This is a genomic window from Halochromatium glycolicum, from assembly GCF_016584085.1.
Taxonomy (GTDB): Bacteria; Pseudomonadota; Gammaproteobacteria; order Chromatiales; family Chromatiaceae; genus Lamprobacter; species Lamprobacter glycolicus.
Window position 1 is genome coordinate 11970 of record NZ_NRSJ01000009.1, and the last position, 17821, is coordinate 29790.

16 protein-coding genes and 1 pseudogene are annotated in these 17821 nt (G+C 67.0%); 7 read left to right on the forward strand and 10 right to left on the reverse strand.

The window, feature by feature from the left end; all coding sequences use genetic code 11:
* Positions 1 to 16: 16 nt before the first annotated feature.
* The 8 genes and pseudogenes from CKO40_RS06995 to CKO40_RS07030 form a co-directional block, all read right to left on the reverse strand.
* Positions 17 to 1717: a dynamin family protein gene (locus CKO40_RS06995; RefSeq protein WP_200345487.1), complete on the reverse strand. Its 1701-nt coding sequence runs from the start codon at positions 1715 to 1717 to the stop codon at positions 17 to 19.
* A gap of 489 nt (positions 1718 to 2206) precedes the next feature.
* Positions 2207 to 4525 carry an Hsp70 family protein gene (locus CKO40_RS07000; protein WP_242476885.1) on the reverse strand — a complete coding sequence of 773 codons (2319 nt, stop codon included), beginning with the start codon at positions 4523 to 4525 and terminating at the stop codon, positions 2207 to 2209.
* Positions 4522 to 5052, reverse strand: a complete 531-nt coding sequence (locus tag CKO40_RS07005; RefSeq protein ID WP_200345571.1) for a hypothetical protein — start codon at positions 5050 to 5052, stop codon at positions 4522 to 4524. Before CKO40_RS07005 ends, CKO40_RS07000 begins: the two co-directional genes overlap by 4 nt.
* A gap of 989 nt (positions 5053 to 6041) precedes the next feature.
* Positions 6042 to 6725: pseudogene (locus CKO40_RS25290) on the reverse strand (dynamin family protein); the annotation flags it as partial.
* Positions 6616 to 7467, reverse strand: coding sequence for a C39 family peptidase (locus tag CKO40_RS07015; protein WP_200345489.1), 852 nt, complete (start codon positions 7465 to 7467; stop codon positions 6616 to 6618). The pseudogene CKO40_RS25290 and the gene CKO40_RS07015, both read right to left, overlap by 110 nt.
* A gap of 116 nt (positions 7468 to 7583) precedes the next feature.
* Positions 7584 to 7994, reverse strand: coding sequence for a nucleotide exchange factor GrpE (locus CKO40_RS07020; RefSeq protein ID WP_200345490.1), 411 nt, complete (start codon positions 7992 to 7994; stop codon positions 7584 to 7586).
* 291 nt (positions 7995 to 8285) lie between these two features.
* Positions 8286 to 8489 carry a hypothetical protein gene (locus tag CKO40_RS07025; protein WP_200345491.1) on the reverse strand — a complete coding sequence of 68 codons (204 nt, stop codon included), beginning with the start codon at positions 8487 to 8489 and terminating at the stop codon, positions 8286 to 8288.
* Entirely contained in the window at positions 8486 to 8650 is a 165-nt protein-coding gene (locus tag CKO40_RS07030) for a hypothetical protein (protein WP_200345492.1), read from the reverse strand. Before CKO40_RS07030 ends, CKO40_RS07025 begins: the two co-directional genes overlap by 4 nt.
* Before the next feature lie 89 nt (positions 8651 to 8739).
* Here CKO40_RS07030 and CKO40_RS07035 point away from each other — a divergent pair, with 89 nt between their 5' ends.
* The 7 genes from CKO40_RS07035 to CKO40_RS07065 all read left to right on the forward strand — a co-directional run bounded on the left by CKO40_RS07035 (position 8740) and on the right by CKO40_RS07065 (position 16098).
* Entirely contained in the window at positions 8740 to 9183 is a 444-nt protein-coding gene (locus tag CKO40_RS07035) for a hypothetical protein (RefSeq protein ID WP_200345493.1), read from the forward strand.
* 41 nt (positions 9184 to 9224) lie between these two features.
* Positions 9225 to 11891, forward strand: coding sequence for an aconitate hydratase AcnA (acnA, locus tag CKO40_RS07040; RefSeq protein ID WP_200345494.1), 2667 nt, complete (start codon positions 9225 to 9227; stop codon positions 11889 to 11891).
* A 20-nt stretch (positions 11892 to 11911) separates the two neighbouring features.
* A complete protein-coding gene (locus CKO40_RS07045; protein ID WP_200345495.1) occupies positions 11912 to 12118 on the forward strand; it encodes a type II toxin-antitoxin system HicA family toxin in 207 nt (68 codons plus the stop codon).
* Positions 12105 to 12344 (forward strand): hypothetical protein, encoded by a 240-nt coding sequence (locus CKO40_RS07050; RefSeq protein WP_200345496.1) that lies wholly within the window; start codon positions 12105 to 12107, stop codon positions 12342 to 12344. Before CKO40_RS07045 ends, CKO40_RS07050 begins: the two co-directional genes overlap by 14 nt.
* A 93-nt stretch (positions 12345 to 12437) precedes the next feature.
* Positions 12438 to 13805 carry an adenylosuccinate lyase gene (purB, locus tag CKO40_RS07055; protein ID WP_200345497.1) on the forward strand — a complete coding sequence of 456 codons (1368 nt, stop codon included), beginning with the start codon at positions 12438 to 12440 and terminating at the stop codon, positions 13803 to 13805.
* Positions 13806 to 13855: 50 nt separating this feature from the next.
* Positions 13856 to 14875, forward strand: a complete 1020-nt coding sequence (locus CKO40_RS07060) for a DMT family transporter (protein WP_200345498.1) — start codon at positions 13856 to 13858, stop codon at positions 14873 to 14875.
* Positions 14872 to 16098 (forward strand): cupin domain-containing protein, encoded by a 1227-nt coding sequence (locus tag CKO40_RS07065; RefSeq protein ID WP_200345499.1) that lies wholly within the window; start codon positions 14872 to 14874, stop codon positions 16096 to 16098. Before CKO40_RS07060 ends, CKO40_RS07065 begins: the two co-directional genes overlap by 4 nt.
* Positions 16099 to 16285: 187 nt before the next feature.
* Here CKO40_RS07065 and CKO40_RS07070 read toward each other — a convergent pair whose 3' ends face one another.
* Complete coding sequence (locus CKO40_RS07070; RefSeq protein ID WP_200345500.1) at positions 16286 to 16831, reverse strand: OmpA family protein; 546 nt, start codon at positions 16829 to 16831, stop codon at positions 16286 to 16288.
* 296 nt (positions 16832 to 17127) lie between these two features.
* Positions 17128 to 17718, reverse strand: a complete 591-nt coding sequence (locus CKO40_RS07075) for an OmpA family protein (protein ID WP_200345501.1) — start codon at positions 17716 to 17718, stop codon at positions 17128 to 17130.
* Between the last annotated feature and the right edge of the window lie 103 nt (positions 17719 to 17821).

The window sequence follows — 17821 nt, forward strand, 5'->3', positions numbered from 1 at the left end:
CGTTTTGATAGGGCCTCTAAGCCTCACCGGCGGCATCTGCGTCATCAAGCTCATCCAAGATGAGTCCGAGGCGTGCCACGGCGCGCTCGGCGACGGCGCGCCGCGCGGCCGGGCGACCGGACTGACTCACCTGCAGCCAGTGCTGTTGATGGCGGCCGATCTCGTCGAGATCCGTGGGCTGAGTCGAGGGCAGCCGCTCTGCGGTCTGCAGGCCGTAGAGCCCCAACAGACCGCGCAGCGTGTCCAGCTCTTGGTCCGTGAACAGCTCGCTGTGCCGCTCGAGGGTCTGCAGGGCCTCGAAGTCGGCATTGAAGCCTTCGAGCTCGTGGTAGGCGCGCCCAAGCGCACGCTCGGCCGCATCGATGGCCTCGGCGACTGGAGACACTTGTGGTACCGTGGCCTTTTTCACCCATTCGGTCAGCTCTTGGGCGACCGCCGGATCACCCCCGGCGCCGCGGATAAAGGCAAGGAATCGGTCGCGCCGGGCGCTGTCTTCGCGCTCCCGTTCGCGCAGGACCGGCAGCCGATCGTAGCGCAGCGAGCGGACCAGGCGGCGCGCATCGCTGAGGATGCGGTAGGCGCGCAGCAGCTCGCTGCGCTTGAGGAAATGACTCTCCAGCACCGCGTGCAGCGGCGCGAACCCGGCCATGCGCTCCAGCTCGCCGACCACGGCATCGCGATCGCGCTCCGGGTCGGCCGCGAGCCGGGCCACGGTCGTGAACACCGCCCAATCCAGCGGCCCCTTCAGGGCGCGGCGCTCGGCGGTGCTCAGCGGACAGTCGTCGAACTCGTGGTCGCCATAGAACTCGTCGCTGCTCAGCAGCTTCTCGAGCCGTGGCGGCGGCACGCGGCGCAGCCCGTCCATCAGCCGCTGCAACCCGGCCTCCCCATCCGCCATGAGCCAATCCAACGCCCGCTTCAGCCCCGCCGAGATCGGCATCACACAGTTCAGGCTGTCCTTCAACTGCCCGGCGATCTTTCCGGACAGGGCTTCGCGCCGCGCCATCACCTCCGGCGAGAGGTCGATCTTGGCCATCACGCCGATCGCGTTCGAGGCGCTTGAGCGGCCTTGGGTCGCTTGGCCGAACTCCTCCAGGAAATCGCGGTCCGTGGCACGCGCGACGGCGCCGATCAGGTAGATGATGGCGTCGCTGGTCTCCCCGATCTGCTGGGTTTCCCGATCATGGCGCTCGCGCAGTTGGCCATAGAGGCGCATGTATTCGGCGGTGCGCCCTTGGTGCTGCGATACCACCGCGCCGGTCCCCGGCGTGTCGACCAGGGTCACCCGGCGCAGGTAGTCGAGCGGCAGCTGGTACTCCAGGTAGGCGATCCCGTCGGCGCGGCGCAAGGTCTCCTCGTCGTTGCCCTGCAGCTGGTGCAGAAAGTCGGGCGGCATGTCCTCGTAGCCGCCGCCGCGCCAGTGGCAGCGCACCGGTCGCGCCGGATCGGCCGGATTGCCGTAGCGGAAGTAGTTGATCGTCGCCGTGGTCTCGGTGGTGCCGACCGTCGCCAGGTCCTCGCGCGCCCCGAGCAGGGCATTGATGAAGGTGCTCTTGCCGGCCTTCACCCGGCCGACCACGGCGACGACGCAGGGCTCGTAGACCTTGCCGGCCATGGCGTTCAGCTCATCCGCCAATGCGCCCGGCAGCCCCGGCAGGCGCAGCCGCTCGGCCGATCGTTGCAGGGCCTGAACGATCTCGTCTTGGATCGCGCTCATGCTGTGCTCCCCGGTGGGCTCATCGGAAAGTGCCGCGGGCGCCGCGCTGCGCCGTCAGCGACAGGGCGACGGGCGAGCGCGCTGCGCTGGTCGCCGTTGACAGCGGCATTCCAGCCGGCTGATCGACGTCAATGGCGGATTGTGAGACAGCTTACCTCATTGGTCCAATCCGAGCGGCGCCATCGTCGGTCAGTCATCACGCTCGCGTCACCGCGGCCCGCCCGCTGTCCTGAAGGATTCCGTCATGCGCCGAAGCGCATTCAGACGTCCAGGTGTCGGGCTGGATCAAGCCTATGCGGCATGCCGACTCGTGGGGACCGGGTCGGCATGTGCTGGCGCCGTTCGATCTCGAAGCCGGTGACTGGCCCGCACCGCGGGCGGGCCCGTTGCGTCGGCAGAGCGAGCCCTAAACGTCGCGCGTAGCGCCGCTTCGCGGCGCATCAGCGGGCAGGGAATCAGCGCAGCAGCGATCAGCATCCCGGCGTCCAGCTAATCGATGGGGACGCCACAACACACGCGAAAGCCGACGTAGCCAAGGCAAGCGCCGGCGGTGATGTTGTGGCGGTAGGCGGCGCGGCAGTTCCTGGGGTCGTAGTTCCAGGACCCGCCCCGCACCACGCGACGTTCCCGGACAGTCTGCTCGGAAGCCAAACCAAACTCCCTCAGCACCCCTTGGAGGAAGCCCCCGCCAGACGAACGGCGAACGACGGTGCTCACCTTGTCCGGGCTTCCCCGCGCGGCGCCGTCGCTCGGCGCCCCCTGATAGCCGCCGTGCCACTGGTCCTGGCACCACTCCCAGACGTTCCCATGGACCTGATAGAGTCCGAACGGGTTGGGCTGGAAGGTGTTCACCGTCAGAGTCCGCTGGCGGTCGGTCCCGGTCGGGCCTCCGGCATAGCTATAGTTGCCATTGTAGTTCGCCAGGCTCGGATCGATTGCATTGCCCCACCAGAACGCGGTCGTCGTCCCGGCGCGGGCGGCGTACTCCCACTCGGCCTCGCTCGGCAGCCGGTAGCGCCGCCCGGTCTGGGCGCTGAGCCAGTCGCAGTAGGCGAGCGCATCGTCCCAGGAGACCCGGATCACCGGGTGCCTGCCCCGGCCCCAGCCGTTGTCGTCGGGCCTTGTCCGGCCGGTGTTCGCGCAGAAGGCATCGTACTCGGCGAAGGTCACGGCGAACCGGCCGATGGCGAAGGGATGGGCGAAGGTCACCGGGTGCTGGGGGCCTTCGTTGTCAAAGCGTTCGGCCTCGTCCGCCGGCGAGCCCATCAGGAAGCGTCCCGGCGGGATGACCAGCATCTCCGGCCCCTCACCGCCGTCCTGGAGCCGGTCTCGGAACAAGACCTCGAGGCCCAGCGCCGCGGCCGTCTCGCGCTGCAGGCGCTGGACGAGCTCGGCCGGCTCGCCGTGCAGGTCCGTCACCCGCGGCAGCGACGGGCGCGGGCTCCGGCTCCGTTCGGCGGCGCCGGCGCCCGCGCTGGCTTTGTCTCCGCCTTGCGCTGACTGTTTGGCGCGGCGCTTCTGCTGCTCCTGGCGCAGGCGCGCAAGGACCGCCTCCTTGGTCTCGCCCATGACCCCGCGCTCGATGGCGGCGGCCTGCTCCGCGTCGAGGCCCAGCTCCCCGGCGCGTGGTCCGAGCCCCTCGAGGGCCGACGCCGCCGGCGGCTGTGCCGACCAGACCTGCTCCACCGCGGCGCGGTATTGCGCCAGCCCCGCGGGCCGGTCGTCGACCGGTTCCGTTGGCCAGACCCGCTCGCTGAAGTACGCCGCCCCCAGCGCCACGGCCACGTCCATCTCGCCGTACTTGCGCGGGGCCACCGGCAGGGCCTCGGCGAGCTGGCGCTGGATCAGCGGGATGCGCGAGGAGCCGCCGATCAGCACCACCGTCTCGACCGCCTGGCCGCGGGCCTCGGCGCCGCGCACCAGCTCGGCGGTCAGGCGCACCGTGGCCTCGACGCGCTCGCGGATCAGGTCCTCGAACACGGCGCGCGTCAGCGTGTGCTTGAAGACCCGCCCGGCTGCGATCAGGCTGCTGAAGAGCACCTTGTCGTGGGCCGAGAGGTTCTCCTTGCGCTTGCGGCAGTCGCGCAGGAACCCGAGATCGAGGCCCGCCCCGTCGAGGCGCTCGCCCCATTGCTGCTCGGCGAGGCGCTCGCAGTGCTCGTAGAGGGCGAGATCGAAGTCGTCGCCGCCGCAGCGCAGCAGCCCCTTGGGCTCCATCGCCAGCTCGAAGCCGCCGGCCTGCTCGCGCAGCAGGGCCAGATCGAAGGTGCCGCCGCCGAGGTCGTAGACCAGCACATACTTGCCCACGCCGCGGCCGTCGCGGCTGTAGGCGAGCGCCGCGGCCACCGGCTCCTCGAGCAGCTCGACCGCGGCGAAGCCGGCCAGCCGCGCGGCCTTGGCGATCTCGTCGCGCTCGAGCGGGCCGAAGGCGGCCGGGCAGGTGATGACCGCGCGCGCCACGGGCTCATTGAAGTGCAGCTCCTCGGCGTCGCGCTTGAGCTTGCCGAGCACGGCGGCGGCGACCTCGACGGGCTTGACCCGCCGGCCCGGCAGGGCCAGCGTCGGGGCGTTGACCAGCTCGCGCTTGACGCTCGCCACCACCCGCCGGCGCTCCTCGTCGTCTTCGAGCATGTGCTCGGCCGGCGTGCCGACCACCGGCTCGCCGTCGCCGAAGTAGACCACCGAGGGCGTCTTCTCCTCGCCCTCGGCATTCTTGATGATCCGCGCCTCGCCCGTGCGCGGGTCCACCCAGGCCATGCTGCTGGTCGTGGTGCCAAAGTCGATGCCGAGGCTGGGCTCGGTGCTCATGCCGGCTTGTCCTGCTGCGCACCGCCGGTCTCTTCGGAAAGCGCCTGCTCGAGGCGCTGGGTCTGCTCGACGATGCGCTGGAGCCGCTTGCCGAGGGTGTCCCACTCGGCGAGGCAGGCGCGCAGCTCGCCGAGCCGCTCGGTGCGCTGTTTCTCATCGAGCTCGGCCTGTTGTTTGAGCCGTTCCAGCTCGCGCTGGGCCTCGGCCGAGCGCTCGCTAGCAAGCTGCTGCACGCTTTCGCCGACCTGTTGGGCCAAGTCGTCGAAGTGCGTGTCGACGAGGTTGTGCAAGCGGCCTGCGCCGACGTCGACGTCGAAGTAGTAGCGGCGGGCCTGATCGCGCACGCTGTGCAGATGGGCATGGAGCTCCTGCTGGGCCTGCCTGAGCTTCTGCTCTTTGGCCCGGCCCCAGCCTTTGCCGCCCTGGACGAGCGCCCATAGGCTCCCGGCGAGCGCGACACCGACAGCGGCCGGCGGGAAGACCGTGCTCGCGACGACATATTGTCCCGACTGCTGTGATCCGGACACCAAGAAGCCGCCAGATACTGGAAATAGGCGGCTCCTCCGTCTGGATTAGTCCCGGCGGAACAATAACCGACGCCGGCGACGAATCCCACACTCATGAAGTCCTGGCGAAACCCCTTGAACTTGTCGATCCAGTCATCCTGGATCGGCAATTGGTAGCCGGCAGCGGCCGTCTCCGGCGACAGCGAGCTGCCGGCAGCGCCCCGAGACAGCGCCTCCATCGCCGTTTCGAAATCGACGAGTTGCTCGCTTGCGCGCTCTCGGACGTCCTGATCGACCTGTTGCCATTTCTCGATCGCATCCTGCGTGACGCCTTCGGCCAGCCGTTCGCCCAATGCCTGCGCTTGCGGCAGCGAGGTCAGCGCCTTGATCTTGTCGCGCCATTCGCGATCGATGTCTCCTCCGCTCTCGAGTGCCTGCCTCATCTGTTGCTTTCCGCCGGTGACGACCTTTCGGATGCCGTGGATCAGGGCCTGCCGCTTCTCGCCGCGCTCGCCCCAGTCGCTGTCGAACCGGCGCTTGCGCTCGGCCATGTCGCGCTGCACAGCGACGCGCTGCTCCTTGGATTCGGAGAGCAGGTCGGCCACGCGCGTCTGCAGTGCTTGACGGGCGCTCTCGTGGTACTGGCCAGTGGCCAGTATGGCGGTGGCCACGCGGCTCAGGCCAGCCACGCGGAACAGGAAGGCCTTGAGCTCAGCGGCAAGCTCCCGATGCCGACTCAGGACCTCATAGTCCTCGTCCCCGGTCTCGGCGGCCTTCATCAGCAGCGTGCACGAGATCGGCCACACGCGAGGGTCCGTGAGCTTGTCGCCGAGCTCCTCGCGCAGCACCTGCTCGTTGCGCGCCTGCACCTCCTGCCAAGCCTCCCTGGCGAAACGGTCGATCCGCGTCTGGATGAACAGGACGTTGGGGGTGATGTCGAGAATGGCGCCGATGGTCTCCAGGTCGCGCTGGCCGAGGGGCTCGCTGGAGGTGAGCACATAGATCACCGCATCCGCCTGCGGGAGGAAGCGTTGCGTGATCAGGCTGTGTGCGGCGTAGAGGGAGCCCAGCCCCGGCGTGTCGAGCACGCTGACCCCGTCCGGCAGGAAGCGCACCGGCACATCGACCTCGATCCAGCGGATGACCTGATCCAGGCTTGGGGTGCTTTCCTGATCGGCCAGTACCTGCGAGCCGTAGTGCTCGAGCTCGGTCGCGGCGATCTCCTTGACCGTGTCGTCCTCGAAGCGGACGCGGTAATCCTCCTCCGCCGCCTTGTTGACCAGGAACACCTGGCTCGTCGCGATATCGACGTCGGTAGGCAGCAGCGGCCGGCCGATCAGGGCGTTGATGAAGCTGCTCTTACCGCGCTTGGCCTCGCCGACGACGAGGACGCGATAGCGGTTCTGCTGCAGCCTTTCGCGCAGGCTCGCCAGGGCCTCGGGTGGTGCCGGCAGGTCGCAGGCCGGCCGCTCGGCACCGAGGTCCTCGATGGCGTTCAGGCTGTCCTGGCGCAGGTCCTCGAACTGTTGCGGTAGCGGTGGGGTCATCGGAGCGCTTCCTGTCTGTCGGTCGTGCGTTGCCCGGTCAGCCGAGGTCGCTGTCGGCTTCGTCTTGAAGGTCGAGATCTTGCGGGTATTCGCCTGCGGCTTGGTCGACGGCCTCGCCTTCGGCCAGGGTGGACGTCTGCTGGTCATCCGCGCGGCTGTGCTCGGTGGTCAATGCGGCCAGGGATGCGAGCGGGCCCAGGCCCAGCATCTGTAATGCGGTATCCAATGCCCCATCCCAGCTCTCGGGCTGGTCGGCCAGCCCCAGGAAGTTGTCGTACGGCATGCCCCAGACGGTTGGGATATGGCCCTGGACGTAGTCGAAATTGGCCATTTCGGGGAGCCAGTGCGGCGCCGGCTCCTGCGTCGCGACCATGAAGCAGTTGCCGTCGCGCCAGGCGTCGACGAACTGGTCCATCGGGTAGGTGGCCGCCGCCTCACCCGTGCCGGGGTCGCTGATGATGACCTGCACGTTGTCCGGGTCCGTGGTGTCGATGCCGGAGACCACCACGGCGTGGTCGGCGCCGGACATGCCCAGTTTGTCGGCAAGGGACTCGAGGATCGGGCTCTGGCCCCAGATCTCGCCGGAATCGAGGCCGACGATGACCTTGTGGCCTTGCGCCAGCTCGTTGGTCAGGTTGAAGATCGATGCGCCCTCGTACCGGGTCACGCCGATGCCGTGCAGCTCCAGGAGATTGCCGACATCCTGCGGCGCCGTGCCGCCGCCCGGCTGATACCAGCCGGCATTGATCGCCTCGTCGCGCAGCATCGTCTCGTCGAATTCCACGCCCGTGAACTGCTCCAGGATGAACTCCTGACAGCGGATCGCGCAGGTATCGGCATACCCCTGCTGGCCGTCCCAGAGCTGGATGTCCTGCTCCGGCGTGCCCATCTGGGTCTCGGCCGGCCGTATCGGAGCACCGACCTGCGGTTGCGGCGGAAGCAGGTCATCGAACGGCGAGGACCAGTCACTCGAGCCCAAACCAGGGGTTGTGTTCGACGCGTTTGTCATGACGAATCTCCTCGTGCAGGGATGTCGGGACCTCGATCAACTGCAACCCGCGCGCGCCGCAGGATGCGGCGGCCGACGCGGAAACCGGGCGTGACGACCTGTATCGGCGGCCTGGCGCCGGCCGTCGGGGCGCCTGCCGAAAGCTGGTGCAGCTTGCGCTCGAAGGGTCCGTCCTGATCGATCAGCTCGACGCCGTTGCGCTGCAGAATCTCCTGCAACCGCAGGCAGGCATGCTCCGCGATCTCGCGCCCGGCGGCGTCGAGCCCGTCCGCATGGGTGTCGAGCTCGTCGTACAGGTCGGTGCACTCATTGACTAGCTTGAGCCAGGCACGGTTCTCGAGTGTCTCGGTTTCCGGCACCTGAGTCTGATGCCCTGCATCAGGGTCGGTACGGCCTTGATCCTCCACCGGTGGGACGTCGGGAGTCGCCGGGGGCGACGCCGGAACCACAGTTTCGTCGCGCCCCGGCCGGGCTCGTTTGCCCCATGGCAAACCGAATAGCCTAGCGAGGCTCCAACGGCGGTTTGAAACGCCACTTCGAGAAGAGCTCATGACGACACCTCATTATCCTACGGCAGCATCTTCGTCGGCGATCTTCCGGCCGCTCCTTTGGCGATCAAGGCAGCCAAGGACGTAAGCATCGACAACGCTCCGCATGCCTATAGACTGAACGGATTTGCCGCTGCGATCTGACAATCTTCAGTACGGGCCTTCGATGCGAGGCGCGCCGCTGCTCGACTGACGCTGGCCCAGGCTGGAATCGCGCGCTCGCAAGCCCCGCTGCCGGGCCGCCGCGCCGGATGCACCGCCGCGGCAGCGCAGCGTCCAGCATCCGGCCGCCAAGCCCCAGCCGAGGCGCAGGCTCGCTGGCACCGAGGGCAGGGCATCGGGATCGGTTGTCACGGCAACGTTTCGGCCTTTCCGGCACCCGCTGCGGGCTCCAAGAGCGCAAGCGCATAGTCCGGCACGGTCCGTGGCTTGGCGACCACGGGGTGCTGGCTGCCGTCCGTGAGAATCGGGACGGTGCGCTGTACATAGGTCTCAAGCTCGGTGAGGAAGACCATATCGTCCTGAATCAGGTCCGCCGAGCCTCGAACGCCATTGTGCTCATCTGGCGGTAGGTCCCGGGATCTCCCAGAAACATCTGGAACAAGTGCCTGAGTTGCTCATCTACGCGCAGGTCTTGTGCGAACTCTGTTGCATCAAAATCGTCACTGAATGCCGGGGCCGCGAGGAGGAACAGACCGCCGACCAGGATGACGAAGACCTTCTGAAGAAGCGGTTGGAAACCGAGTTTCGTAGATATGCCCAAGTGATTCCTTCAAATAGACTGGCCGTGGGTTGCGCCGACGGCGTCATGCAGGCGGTTCGTCAGCGTCGTGCCGCAGTCCCGGGTCAAAAGCGCTGGTGTCGGGTTGTGCTGAGCAAACCGTCTCCCTGGTCCTTCACGGCGGACCGGATGGGCAGAGATTGCGCCATGCTGCGCGCGGTCGCGGATGTAGCCACTTCCATGCGCGGCGTTAAAACTGACCGAGCCGACGAGCTCGCGATGACGGTCCTTAAGGCTTGGGATGCCTTTCGCGCCCGGCCTCGCTAGAATCGGGCGTCAAGATGCCGTCACCGAATCCCGGAGTCCCCATGCACGATAGCTTCAACGCCAAGGCGCGCCTCGATGCCGCCGGCCAGTCCTACGAGATCTTCCGCGTCGACGCGGTGGAGAACAGCGCGCGGCTGCCGTTCTCGCTCAAGATCCTGCTCGAGAACCTGCTGCGTCACGAGGACGGTGTCACCGTCCGCCGCGCCGACATCGAGGCGCTCGCCCATTGGGACCCGAAGGCGGAGCCGGATCGGGAGATCCAGTACCGCCCGGCGCGGGTGCTGATGCAGGACTTCACCGGCGTGCCGGCGGTGGTCGACCTGGCGGCGATGCGCGATGCGATGGGCGCCCTCGGCGGCGATCCGGACCGGATCAATCCGCTGCAGCCGGCCGAGCTGGTGATCGACCACTCGGTCCAGGTCGATGCCTACGGCTCCGACGATGCGTTGCAGCGCAATGCCGACCTCGAGTTCCAGCGCAACCAGGAGCGCTACCGGTTCCTGAAGTGGGGCCAGCAGGCGTTCGACGACTTCAAGGTGGTGCCGCCCGATACCGGCATCGTGCATCAGGTCAATGTCGAGTACCTGGCCCGCGTCGTCTTCGGCCGCGAGGTCGAGGGCGTGCGCCAGGCCTATCCGGACACGCTGGTCGGCACCGATTCCCATACCACGATGATCAACGGCGTCGGCGTGCTCGGTTGGGGTGTCGGCGGCATCGAGGCCGAGGCCTCGATGCTCGGCCAGCCGATCTCGATGCTGATCCCGCAGGTGGTCGGCGTGAAGCTGACCGGGCGGCTGCCCGAGGGCGCGACCGCGACCGATCTGGTGCTGACCATCGTCGAGATGCTGCGCCAGCACGGGGTGGTCGGCAAGCTGGTCGAGTTCTACGGCCCGGCGGTCAAGAGCCTGCCGATGGGGGATCGCACGACGATCGCCAACATGGCGCCCGAGTACGGCGCCACCTGTGGGCTGTTCCCGATCGACGACGAGACGCTCGACTTCCTGCGCCTGACCGGCCGCTCCGACGCGCAGGTCGCGCTGGTCGAGGCCTATGCGAAGGCGCAGGGGATGTTCGACGCCGACGGCACCTTCGAGGCCGACTACAGCGATTGCCTGGAGCTCGATCTCGGCACCATCGTGCCCAGCCTGGCCGGCCCCAAGCGCCCGCAGGACCGGGTCGCGCTGACCGAGGTCAAGGCCGGCTTCGAGGCCGCGCTGAAGACCCTGAACGCCGAGCGCGGGGTCGACGAGCGGCCGGCCGTCGCGACCGAGATCGACGGCGAATCGGTCCAGATCGGCGACGGCGCGGTCGCGATCGCGGCGATCACCTCCTGCACCAACACCTCGAATCCGACCGTGATGCTCGGCGCCGGGCTGGTCGCGAAGAAGGCGGTCGCGCGCGGCCTGAAGGTGCCGGCCTGGGTCAAGACCTCGCTCGGGCCAGGCTCGATGGTGGTCACGCACTATCTCGAGGACGCCGGGCTGATGGGGCCGCTCAAGCAGCTCGGCTTCCACGTCGTCGGCTATGGCTGCACCACCTGCATCGGCAACTCCGGGCCGCTGCGCCCCGAGGTCTCGAAGGCGATCAGCGACGGCGATCTGAGCGTCTGCTCGGTCCTGTCCGGCAATCGCAACTTCGAGGGCCGGGTGCATCCGGAGGTGCGGATGAATTATCTCGCCTCGCCGCCGCTGGTAGTGGTCTATGCGCTGGCCGGGCGCATGGGCTTCGACCCCTATAACGACCCGATCGCTGATGACCCGGACGGCAATCCGGTGTTCATGCGCGACATCTGGCCGACCCAGGCCGAGGTCGCCGACACCGTCGCCAGCTTCCTGAGCCAGGACGACTATCGCAGCACCTATGCCGATGTGTTCGCCGGCGATGCGCACTGGCAGGGGCTCGAGGCGCCGTCCGGCAAGGTGTTCGACTGGGACCCGGCCTCGACCTATATCCAGGAGCCGCCGTACTTCCAGGGCATCCAGATGGAGCCCGAGCCGGTGCAGCCGATCACCGGCGCGCGCTGCCTGGCCGTGCTCGGGGATTCGGTGACCACCGACCACATCTCGCCGGCCGGCAGCATCAAGGCCGACAGCCCGGCCGGGCGTTATCTGATCGAGCACGGCGTCGCGCCGGCCGATTTCAACTCCTATGGCTCGCGCCGCGGCAATCATCAGATCATGATGCGCGGCACCTTCGCCAATATCCGGCTGCGCAATCGGATGGCGCCCGGGACCGAAGGCGGTGTCACCCTCCATCAGCCGTCGGGCGACCAGGAGGACATCTACGACGCGGCCATGCGCTATCAGAGCGAGGGCGTGCCGGTGATCGTGATCGCCGGCAAGGAGTACGGCTCCGGCTCCTCGCGCGACTGGGCGGCGAAGGGGCCGCGGCTGCTCGGCGTGCGCGCGGTGATCGCCGAGAGCTACGAGCGTATCCACCGCACCAATCTGGTCTGCATGGGCATCCTGCCATTGCAGTTCCAGCCGGGCGAGAGCGCTGAGTCGCTCGGGCTGACCGGCACCGAGTTGTTCAGCATCGGGGACTTGGATGATGGCAACGCCAAACAGGTCGAGGTCACCGCGACCCATGCCGACGGCAGCGCGGTCCGCTTCCAGGCCAAGGTCCGGATCGATACCCCGAACGAGGCCGACTACTACCGCAACGGCGGTATCCTGCACTATGTGCTGCGGCGCCTGGCGGCGGGCTGAGCGGTCTTGTTTGGCTCAGGATGCCGCCAAAGGTTCGAGAGCTGATTGCAAGGTTGGAGCAGGCAGGCTTTGTCGATCGCGGTGGTAAAGGGAGTCATCGCAATTTCGTCCACCCGAGTGTGGTGAAGCCGATTACCGTGCCAGGAAAACCAGGAGAGGATGCCAAGCGATACCTGGTGCGAGCGGTCGAGAAGGCCATTGCGGAGTCGCGCGATGAAAGACAGTGATCAATACGCCAAGATCGTGGAATGGTCCGAGGAGGATCAGTGTTACGTCGGCAGTTGTCCCGGTCTCATGCTAGGCGGCTGTCACGGCGACAACGAGCTGGCCGTTTTTGAGGAGCTTTGTCATGTCGTGGACGAAATCCTGCAGCTCTATCGCGAAGACGGTAAGGCGCTCCCCCCAGCGACGGCCGGAAGAGATCTTGTGAATCAGTTACAAGATGTCGCCTAACCCGGTCGACCAACCTCCTTAGGCAAGACGGGGCGGAATGCTGCGGGTTGAGATTCTGACCCCCTTTCACCCCGAATGATGAGCAACTGTTTGATGGATTTATCTTCTCTGACCGCCATCTCCCCGATCGACGGCCGCTACGGCGCCAAGACCGCCGAGCTGCGGGCGGTGTTCAGCGAGTTCGGGCTGATCCGGCATCGGGTCAGCGTCGAGGTCGCCTGGCTCAAGGCCCTGGCCGCGCATCCGCAGATCAGCGAGGTGCCCGAACTCTCGAACGCCGCCGAGCAGCGTCTCGATGCGATCGCCGGCGAGTTCGGCGAGGACGATGCGGCGCGCATCAAGGCGATCGAGCGCACCACCAATCACGACGTCAAGGCGGTCGAGTACTTCCTGAAGGAGCGCATCGCCGACCACACCGAGCTGAACGCGATCGCGGAGTTCATCCACTTCGCCTGCACCTCCGAGGACATCAACAACCTGGCGCATGGGCTGATGCTCAAGGCCGGGCGCGATCATGTCCTGCTGCCGCGGATGGATGCGCTGATCGAGGCACTGCGCACGCTCGCGCACTGCCATGCCGAGACTGCGATGCTGTCACGGACCCATGGCCAGCCGGCCTCGCCGACCACGCTCGGCAAGGAGCTGGCGAACGTCGTCCATCGGCTGCGCCGGCAGCGCGATGCGGTCGCCAAGGTCGGCCTGCAGGGCAAGATCAATGGCGCGGTTGGCAACTACAACGCCCACCTGGCGGCCTATCCGGAGGTCGACTGGCCGGGATTCGCTCGCCAGTTCGTCGAGTCGCTGGGGCTGGAGTGGAATCCGTACACGATCCAGATCGAGCCGCACGACGCGATGGCCGAGCTGTTCGATGCCATCGGGCGCTTCAACACGGTGCTGATCGACTGGTGCCGCGATGCCTGGGGTTACATCGCGCTTGGCTACTTCAAGCAGCGTACCGTTGCTGGCGAGGTCGGCTCGTCGACGATGCCGCACAAGGTCAATCCGATCGACTTCGAGAACGCGGAGGGCAATCTCGGCATCGCCAATGCGCTGTTCGATCATCTCGCAGCGAAGCTGCCGATCTCGCGTTGGCAGCGCGACCTGACCGACTCGACGGTGCTGCGCAACCTCGGCGTGGCGATGGCGCATACGCTGATCGCGCTCGATTCGGCGCTGAAGGGGGTCGGCAAGCTCGAGGCCGATCAGGCGCGGCTGGCTGCCGATCTCGACGCCAATTGGGAGGTGCTGGCGGAGCCGATCCAGACCCTGATGCGCCGCTATGGGGTCGAGCAGCCCTACGAGCGACTCAAGGAGCTGACGCGCGGGCAGCGCATTGGCCCGGATGCGTTGGCGCTGTTCGTCGAGGGGCTCGAGATCCCGGCCACCGCGAAGGCTGAGCTCAAGGCGCTGACGCCGGCAAGCTACATCGGTAATGCCGCTGAGCAAGCGCGTGCCATTTGATGGGCGCCAGCCGCTTGATGGGTACCAGCCGCGACTGATGTGCGCCTCCGTTGCCTGATCGCCGCCTGCAGCGACCGCAGCGCCTGCTGCTTGGGGCGGGCTTCATCGTGCTGGGCGAGTTCTGCTTCGCGTCGATGGGCGTCGGCATCCGGCTCGTTTCGGGCGAGCTGCCGAACGCGATGGTGGTCTTCGGCCGGAACCTGGTCGGTATCCTGCTGCTCGCGCCCTGGCTATTGCGCAACGGCCTCGGTGATCTGAAGACCGCCGTGCCCGGTCTCCATCTGCTGCGCGCGACCGCCGGCATCTCGGCGATGTACTGCTTCTTCTATGCGATCGCCGAGCTGCCGCTGGCCGAGGCGATGCTGCTCAAGCTGACCGCGCCGCTGTTCATCCCGCTGTTTGCGATGCTCTGGCTGCACGAGCGCGTCAGCGGCCTGCTCTGGATCGCGTTGGGGGTCGGCTTTGCCGGGGTGATCCTCATCCTCGATCTGGCACCGAGCACGGCCTGGGCCGGCGTGTCGCTGGTCTCGTTGATCGGACTGCTCGGCGGGGTCTTTGCGGCCGTGGCCAAGGTCACGGTGCGGCGGCTCTCGCGCTCGGAGCCGACGACACGGATCGTCTTCTACTTTGCCCTGATCGCCGGCCTGATCTCGGCGTTGCCGCTGGCCTGGGAGTGGCAGACACCGACTGCAACCGCTTGGGGCCTGCTGCTCGGCATCGGCATCGCCGCCACGCTCGGCCAGCTCGCATTGACGCGCGGCCTGACGCTGGCGCCGGCATCGCGCATGGGGGCGTTCGGCTACTTCTCGGTGATCTTCGGTGCCGCTTACGGCTGGTTGTTCTGGGATGAGCCGCTGACGCTGAGCCTGCTGTTGGGCACCCTGCTGATCGCCGCCGGTGGACTGCTCGCGAGCCGGGCGCGCAGCGAGACACGGGTCCGCGCGCCGCGCCCAGAGCCAGGCCCAGAGCCGGACCCAGAGCCGGGCCCAGAGCCGGGCCCAGAGCCGGGCCCAGAGCCGGGCCCAGAGCCGGGCCGGCGAACGCGGACCGCCGCGAAACTCTCCCTATGATCAACGACAGTCCTGCGTTCCCAGCGTTGCGGTTTCCATCCGGGCTGGATGCCGAAGGCTTCCTAGCCCGCTACTGGCAACGCCGGCCCCTGCTGATGCGCCAGGCGCTGCCGGGCTTCGAGAACCCGTTGCCGGCCGATGAGCTGGCCGGTCTCGCGTGCGAGTCCGATGTCGAGGCGCGCATCGTGCTCGAGCGGAGCGAGCAGGGACCCTGGCAGTTGTTGCACGGACCGTTCGCTCCTGAGCGCTTCGCGGCACTGCCGGCGACCCATTGGACGCTGCTCGTGCAGGATGTCGACAAGCACATCCCGGAGATCGGCGCGTTGCTCGAGCGTTTCCGGTTTCTGCCCAACTGGCGTCTCGACGACATCATGGTCAGCTATGCGGAGGATCAGGGATCGGTCGGGCCCCATGTTGATGACTACGATGTGTTCCTGATCCAGGCCGAGGGCCGCCGGCGTTGGCGCATCGCGACCCGCGCCGATGCGCCGCTCGAGCTGCTGCCCGACCTCGAGATCAAGATTCTCGAACGATTCGAACCGGATCACGAGTGGCTGCTCGAGCCTGGCGACATCCTCTATCTGCCGCCCGGCGTTCCGCATTGGGGGGTCGCCGAGGGCGCCTGTCAGACCTGGTCGGTCGGGCTGCGCTCGCCGAGCTGGGGCGAGCTCGCCGACGACTGGCTGGCCGAGGTGGCGGAGCGCTTTACCCCGGCCGGCCGCTGGCGCGATCCGTCTCCGGACGGCGGCTCGGTTGCCGTGACGCCGGACGATCCGGCCGAGTTGACGGCGGCGACGATCGCCAGTATGCGCACGCAGATCGAGTCGGGTATCGCTGCGGCCGGGTGCGACGACTTCGCGGTTTGGCTCGGGAAATGGATGACAGAGCCGAAGCTCAATCTGGAGCTGGCGCCGCCCGAACCCTCTTGGCCTGTCAGTGCGGTCATTGCGCTATTGGAATCGCGGGGGGCGCTCCAGCGTGATGGGCGCTCGTTGCTGTTGTTCGCGCGATCATCCGAACCCGTTGGGCCGGTGTTGCTGTTTGCGAATGGGGAAGATCATCGTCTGCCGGCTGAACTGGCGCCGTTCGTCTCGCTGTTGGCGAATGGTCGGGAGCTCGAGGCTGGCCGAGTTCGACCCTGGCTCGATCAAGAGCCGGCGCAGGCGCTGCTCGCAACGCTGTTCAACGCGGGTCACTATCGTGTCCCGGATGAGTCTGCCTAAAGCCGACCGGCTGCTGCAACAGAGGTTTCCGGCGAGCAATGATCCGCATCCGACAGCCTTGATCATCTGCTGGCCCGTCTGCCGCCCAAATGTTGTGCGGCAGGGTTGCAATCCGACCCTTGGGAATCGATCAGCGCGGCATCTGTGATCCAATCTTTGAGGTCTTGGGCGAGGCGCTGACCGAGGTCTATCGATCGACCTTGGTGATGACGACGCGGCGCTGCTCGACCGAAAAGGGGCTGTACTGCGGCAGTAGCTCGCGTTTCCCGCGACTTTCAGGGGGTGCGAGCAGCTCGGCTGGATAGCCTTCGGCAATGAAGTAGTCGCGCACCGCCTTCGCACGCCGCATCCCGAGTGCCATGTTGTACGCATCCGAGCCCTTGGCATCGGTATGCCCGACGATGGTGACATACTCGCGGGCAGGCGACCGCTTCACCTTTCGAATATAGCTATCGATCGTCGCAAGTACCGGGCGGTTGACGACGGTGTCGGGGACGATGTACTTGTCGAACTCGAAGAGCAGCTTGATCGTGAGCTCTTCTGGAACCCGGACGTCGCCGCAGGCAGGCAACTGTTGGGCTGTCGGGTCTTCCCAGCACTCACCGAAGGGCGGCTCTGTCCAGCTCCAGCCGCCCGGGTGGGGACTGCTCCGGTCCGGCGTTGGAGGCTTGGCGCCGCCGGCCGTGCCTTCAGCGAATCCAGCGAGTGCTGGGCCGCTGCAGAGTAGCAGCATGAGGACGGCGCAAACGATGCTGGGTCTTCTGGTGGACGGCTTCAATTCGGTAATCGGGTCGACTTAGGAATGATCAATCATTGCCTTCCCGACGCTGCCGCGACCGGTCGCTTTGAAATCGGGAAGTCGTTTCTGGGCGGTCACCTACAAAAGCGAAAGCCGGCTAGCTGCAAGCTAGCCGGCTTTGCCAGGCTCGATGGCCGGCGCCAAACGCCTCGGGCTCGCCGCCTAATCAATAAGGCCGAAGGCTGCGCTGGTGCGGCAGCGGGCTCTGGCGTCGAGCCTATCCTAGCAGCTTACTGGTCGACCTTGGTGATGACGACGCGGCGCTGCTGGACCGAGAACGGGCTGTACTGCGGCAGCAGATCGCGCTTGCCAAGGCTCTCGGCTGGTGCGAGCAGGCGCTCTGGATAGCCCTGGGCGATGAAGTAGTCCCGCACAGCGTCGGCGCGCCGCATGCCGAGTGCCATGTTGTAGGCGTCGGAGCCTTTCGCATCGGTGTGGCCGACGATGGTGACGTATTCCTCGACCGGCGTGCTCTGGACCCTGGCGATGTAATCATCGATCTCGGCCAGGACCTCGCGGTTCACGACGGTCTCCGGGACCTGATACTTGTCGAACTCGAACAGCAGCTGGACCGTGATCTCGGCCGGGACGATATCGCGCTCGCACGGCGGCAGGTTGGTGGGACCGCTAGGGTAGGCGCTCTGCCAGCACTCGCCGTAGCTGGTCGCCCACAGCTGGCCGTCTGGGAAGTTCTTGCTGCCAGCCGCATACCAATACGACTCTTGCATCTCATCGGCGACAGCAGTGCCGCCCATCAAAAGAGCGGCCGCTGCCGTGCAGGCGATGGCCGCGGTGCGGAGGGGTTTCGTCGTGATGAACATCAGTGGCTCCTATCGTCAGGTTAGAGGTGCAGACTGGGTGACGGCCTCGGAATGCCCAGCAGTTGACGAGGACTTGGCGTCGACGTCCGAACGACTGCCGTGA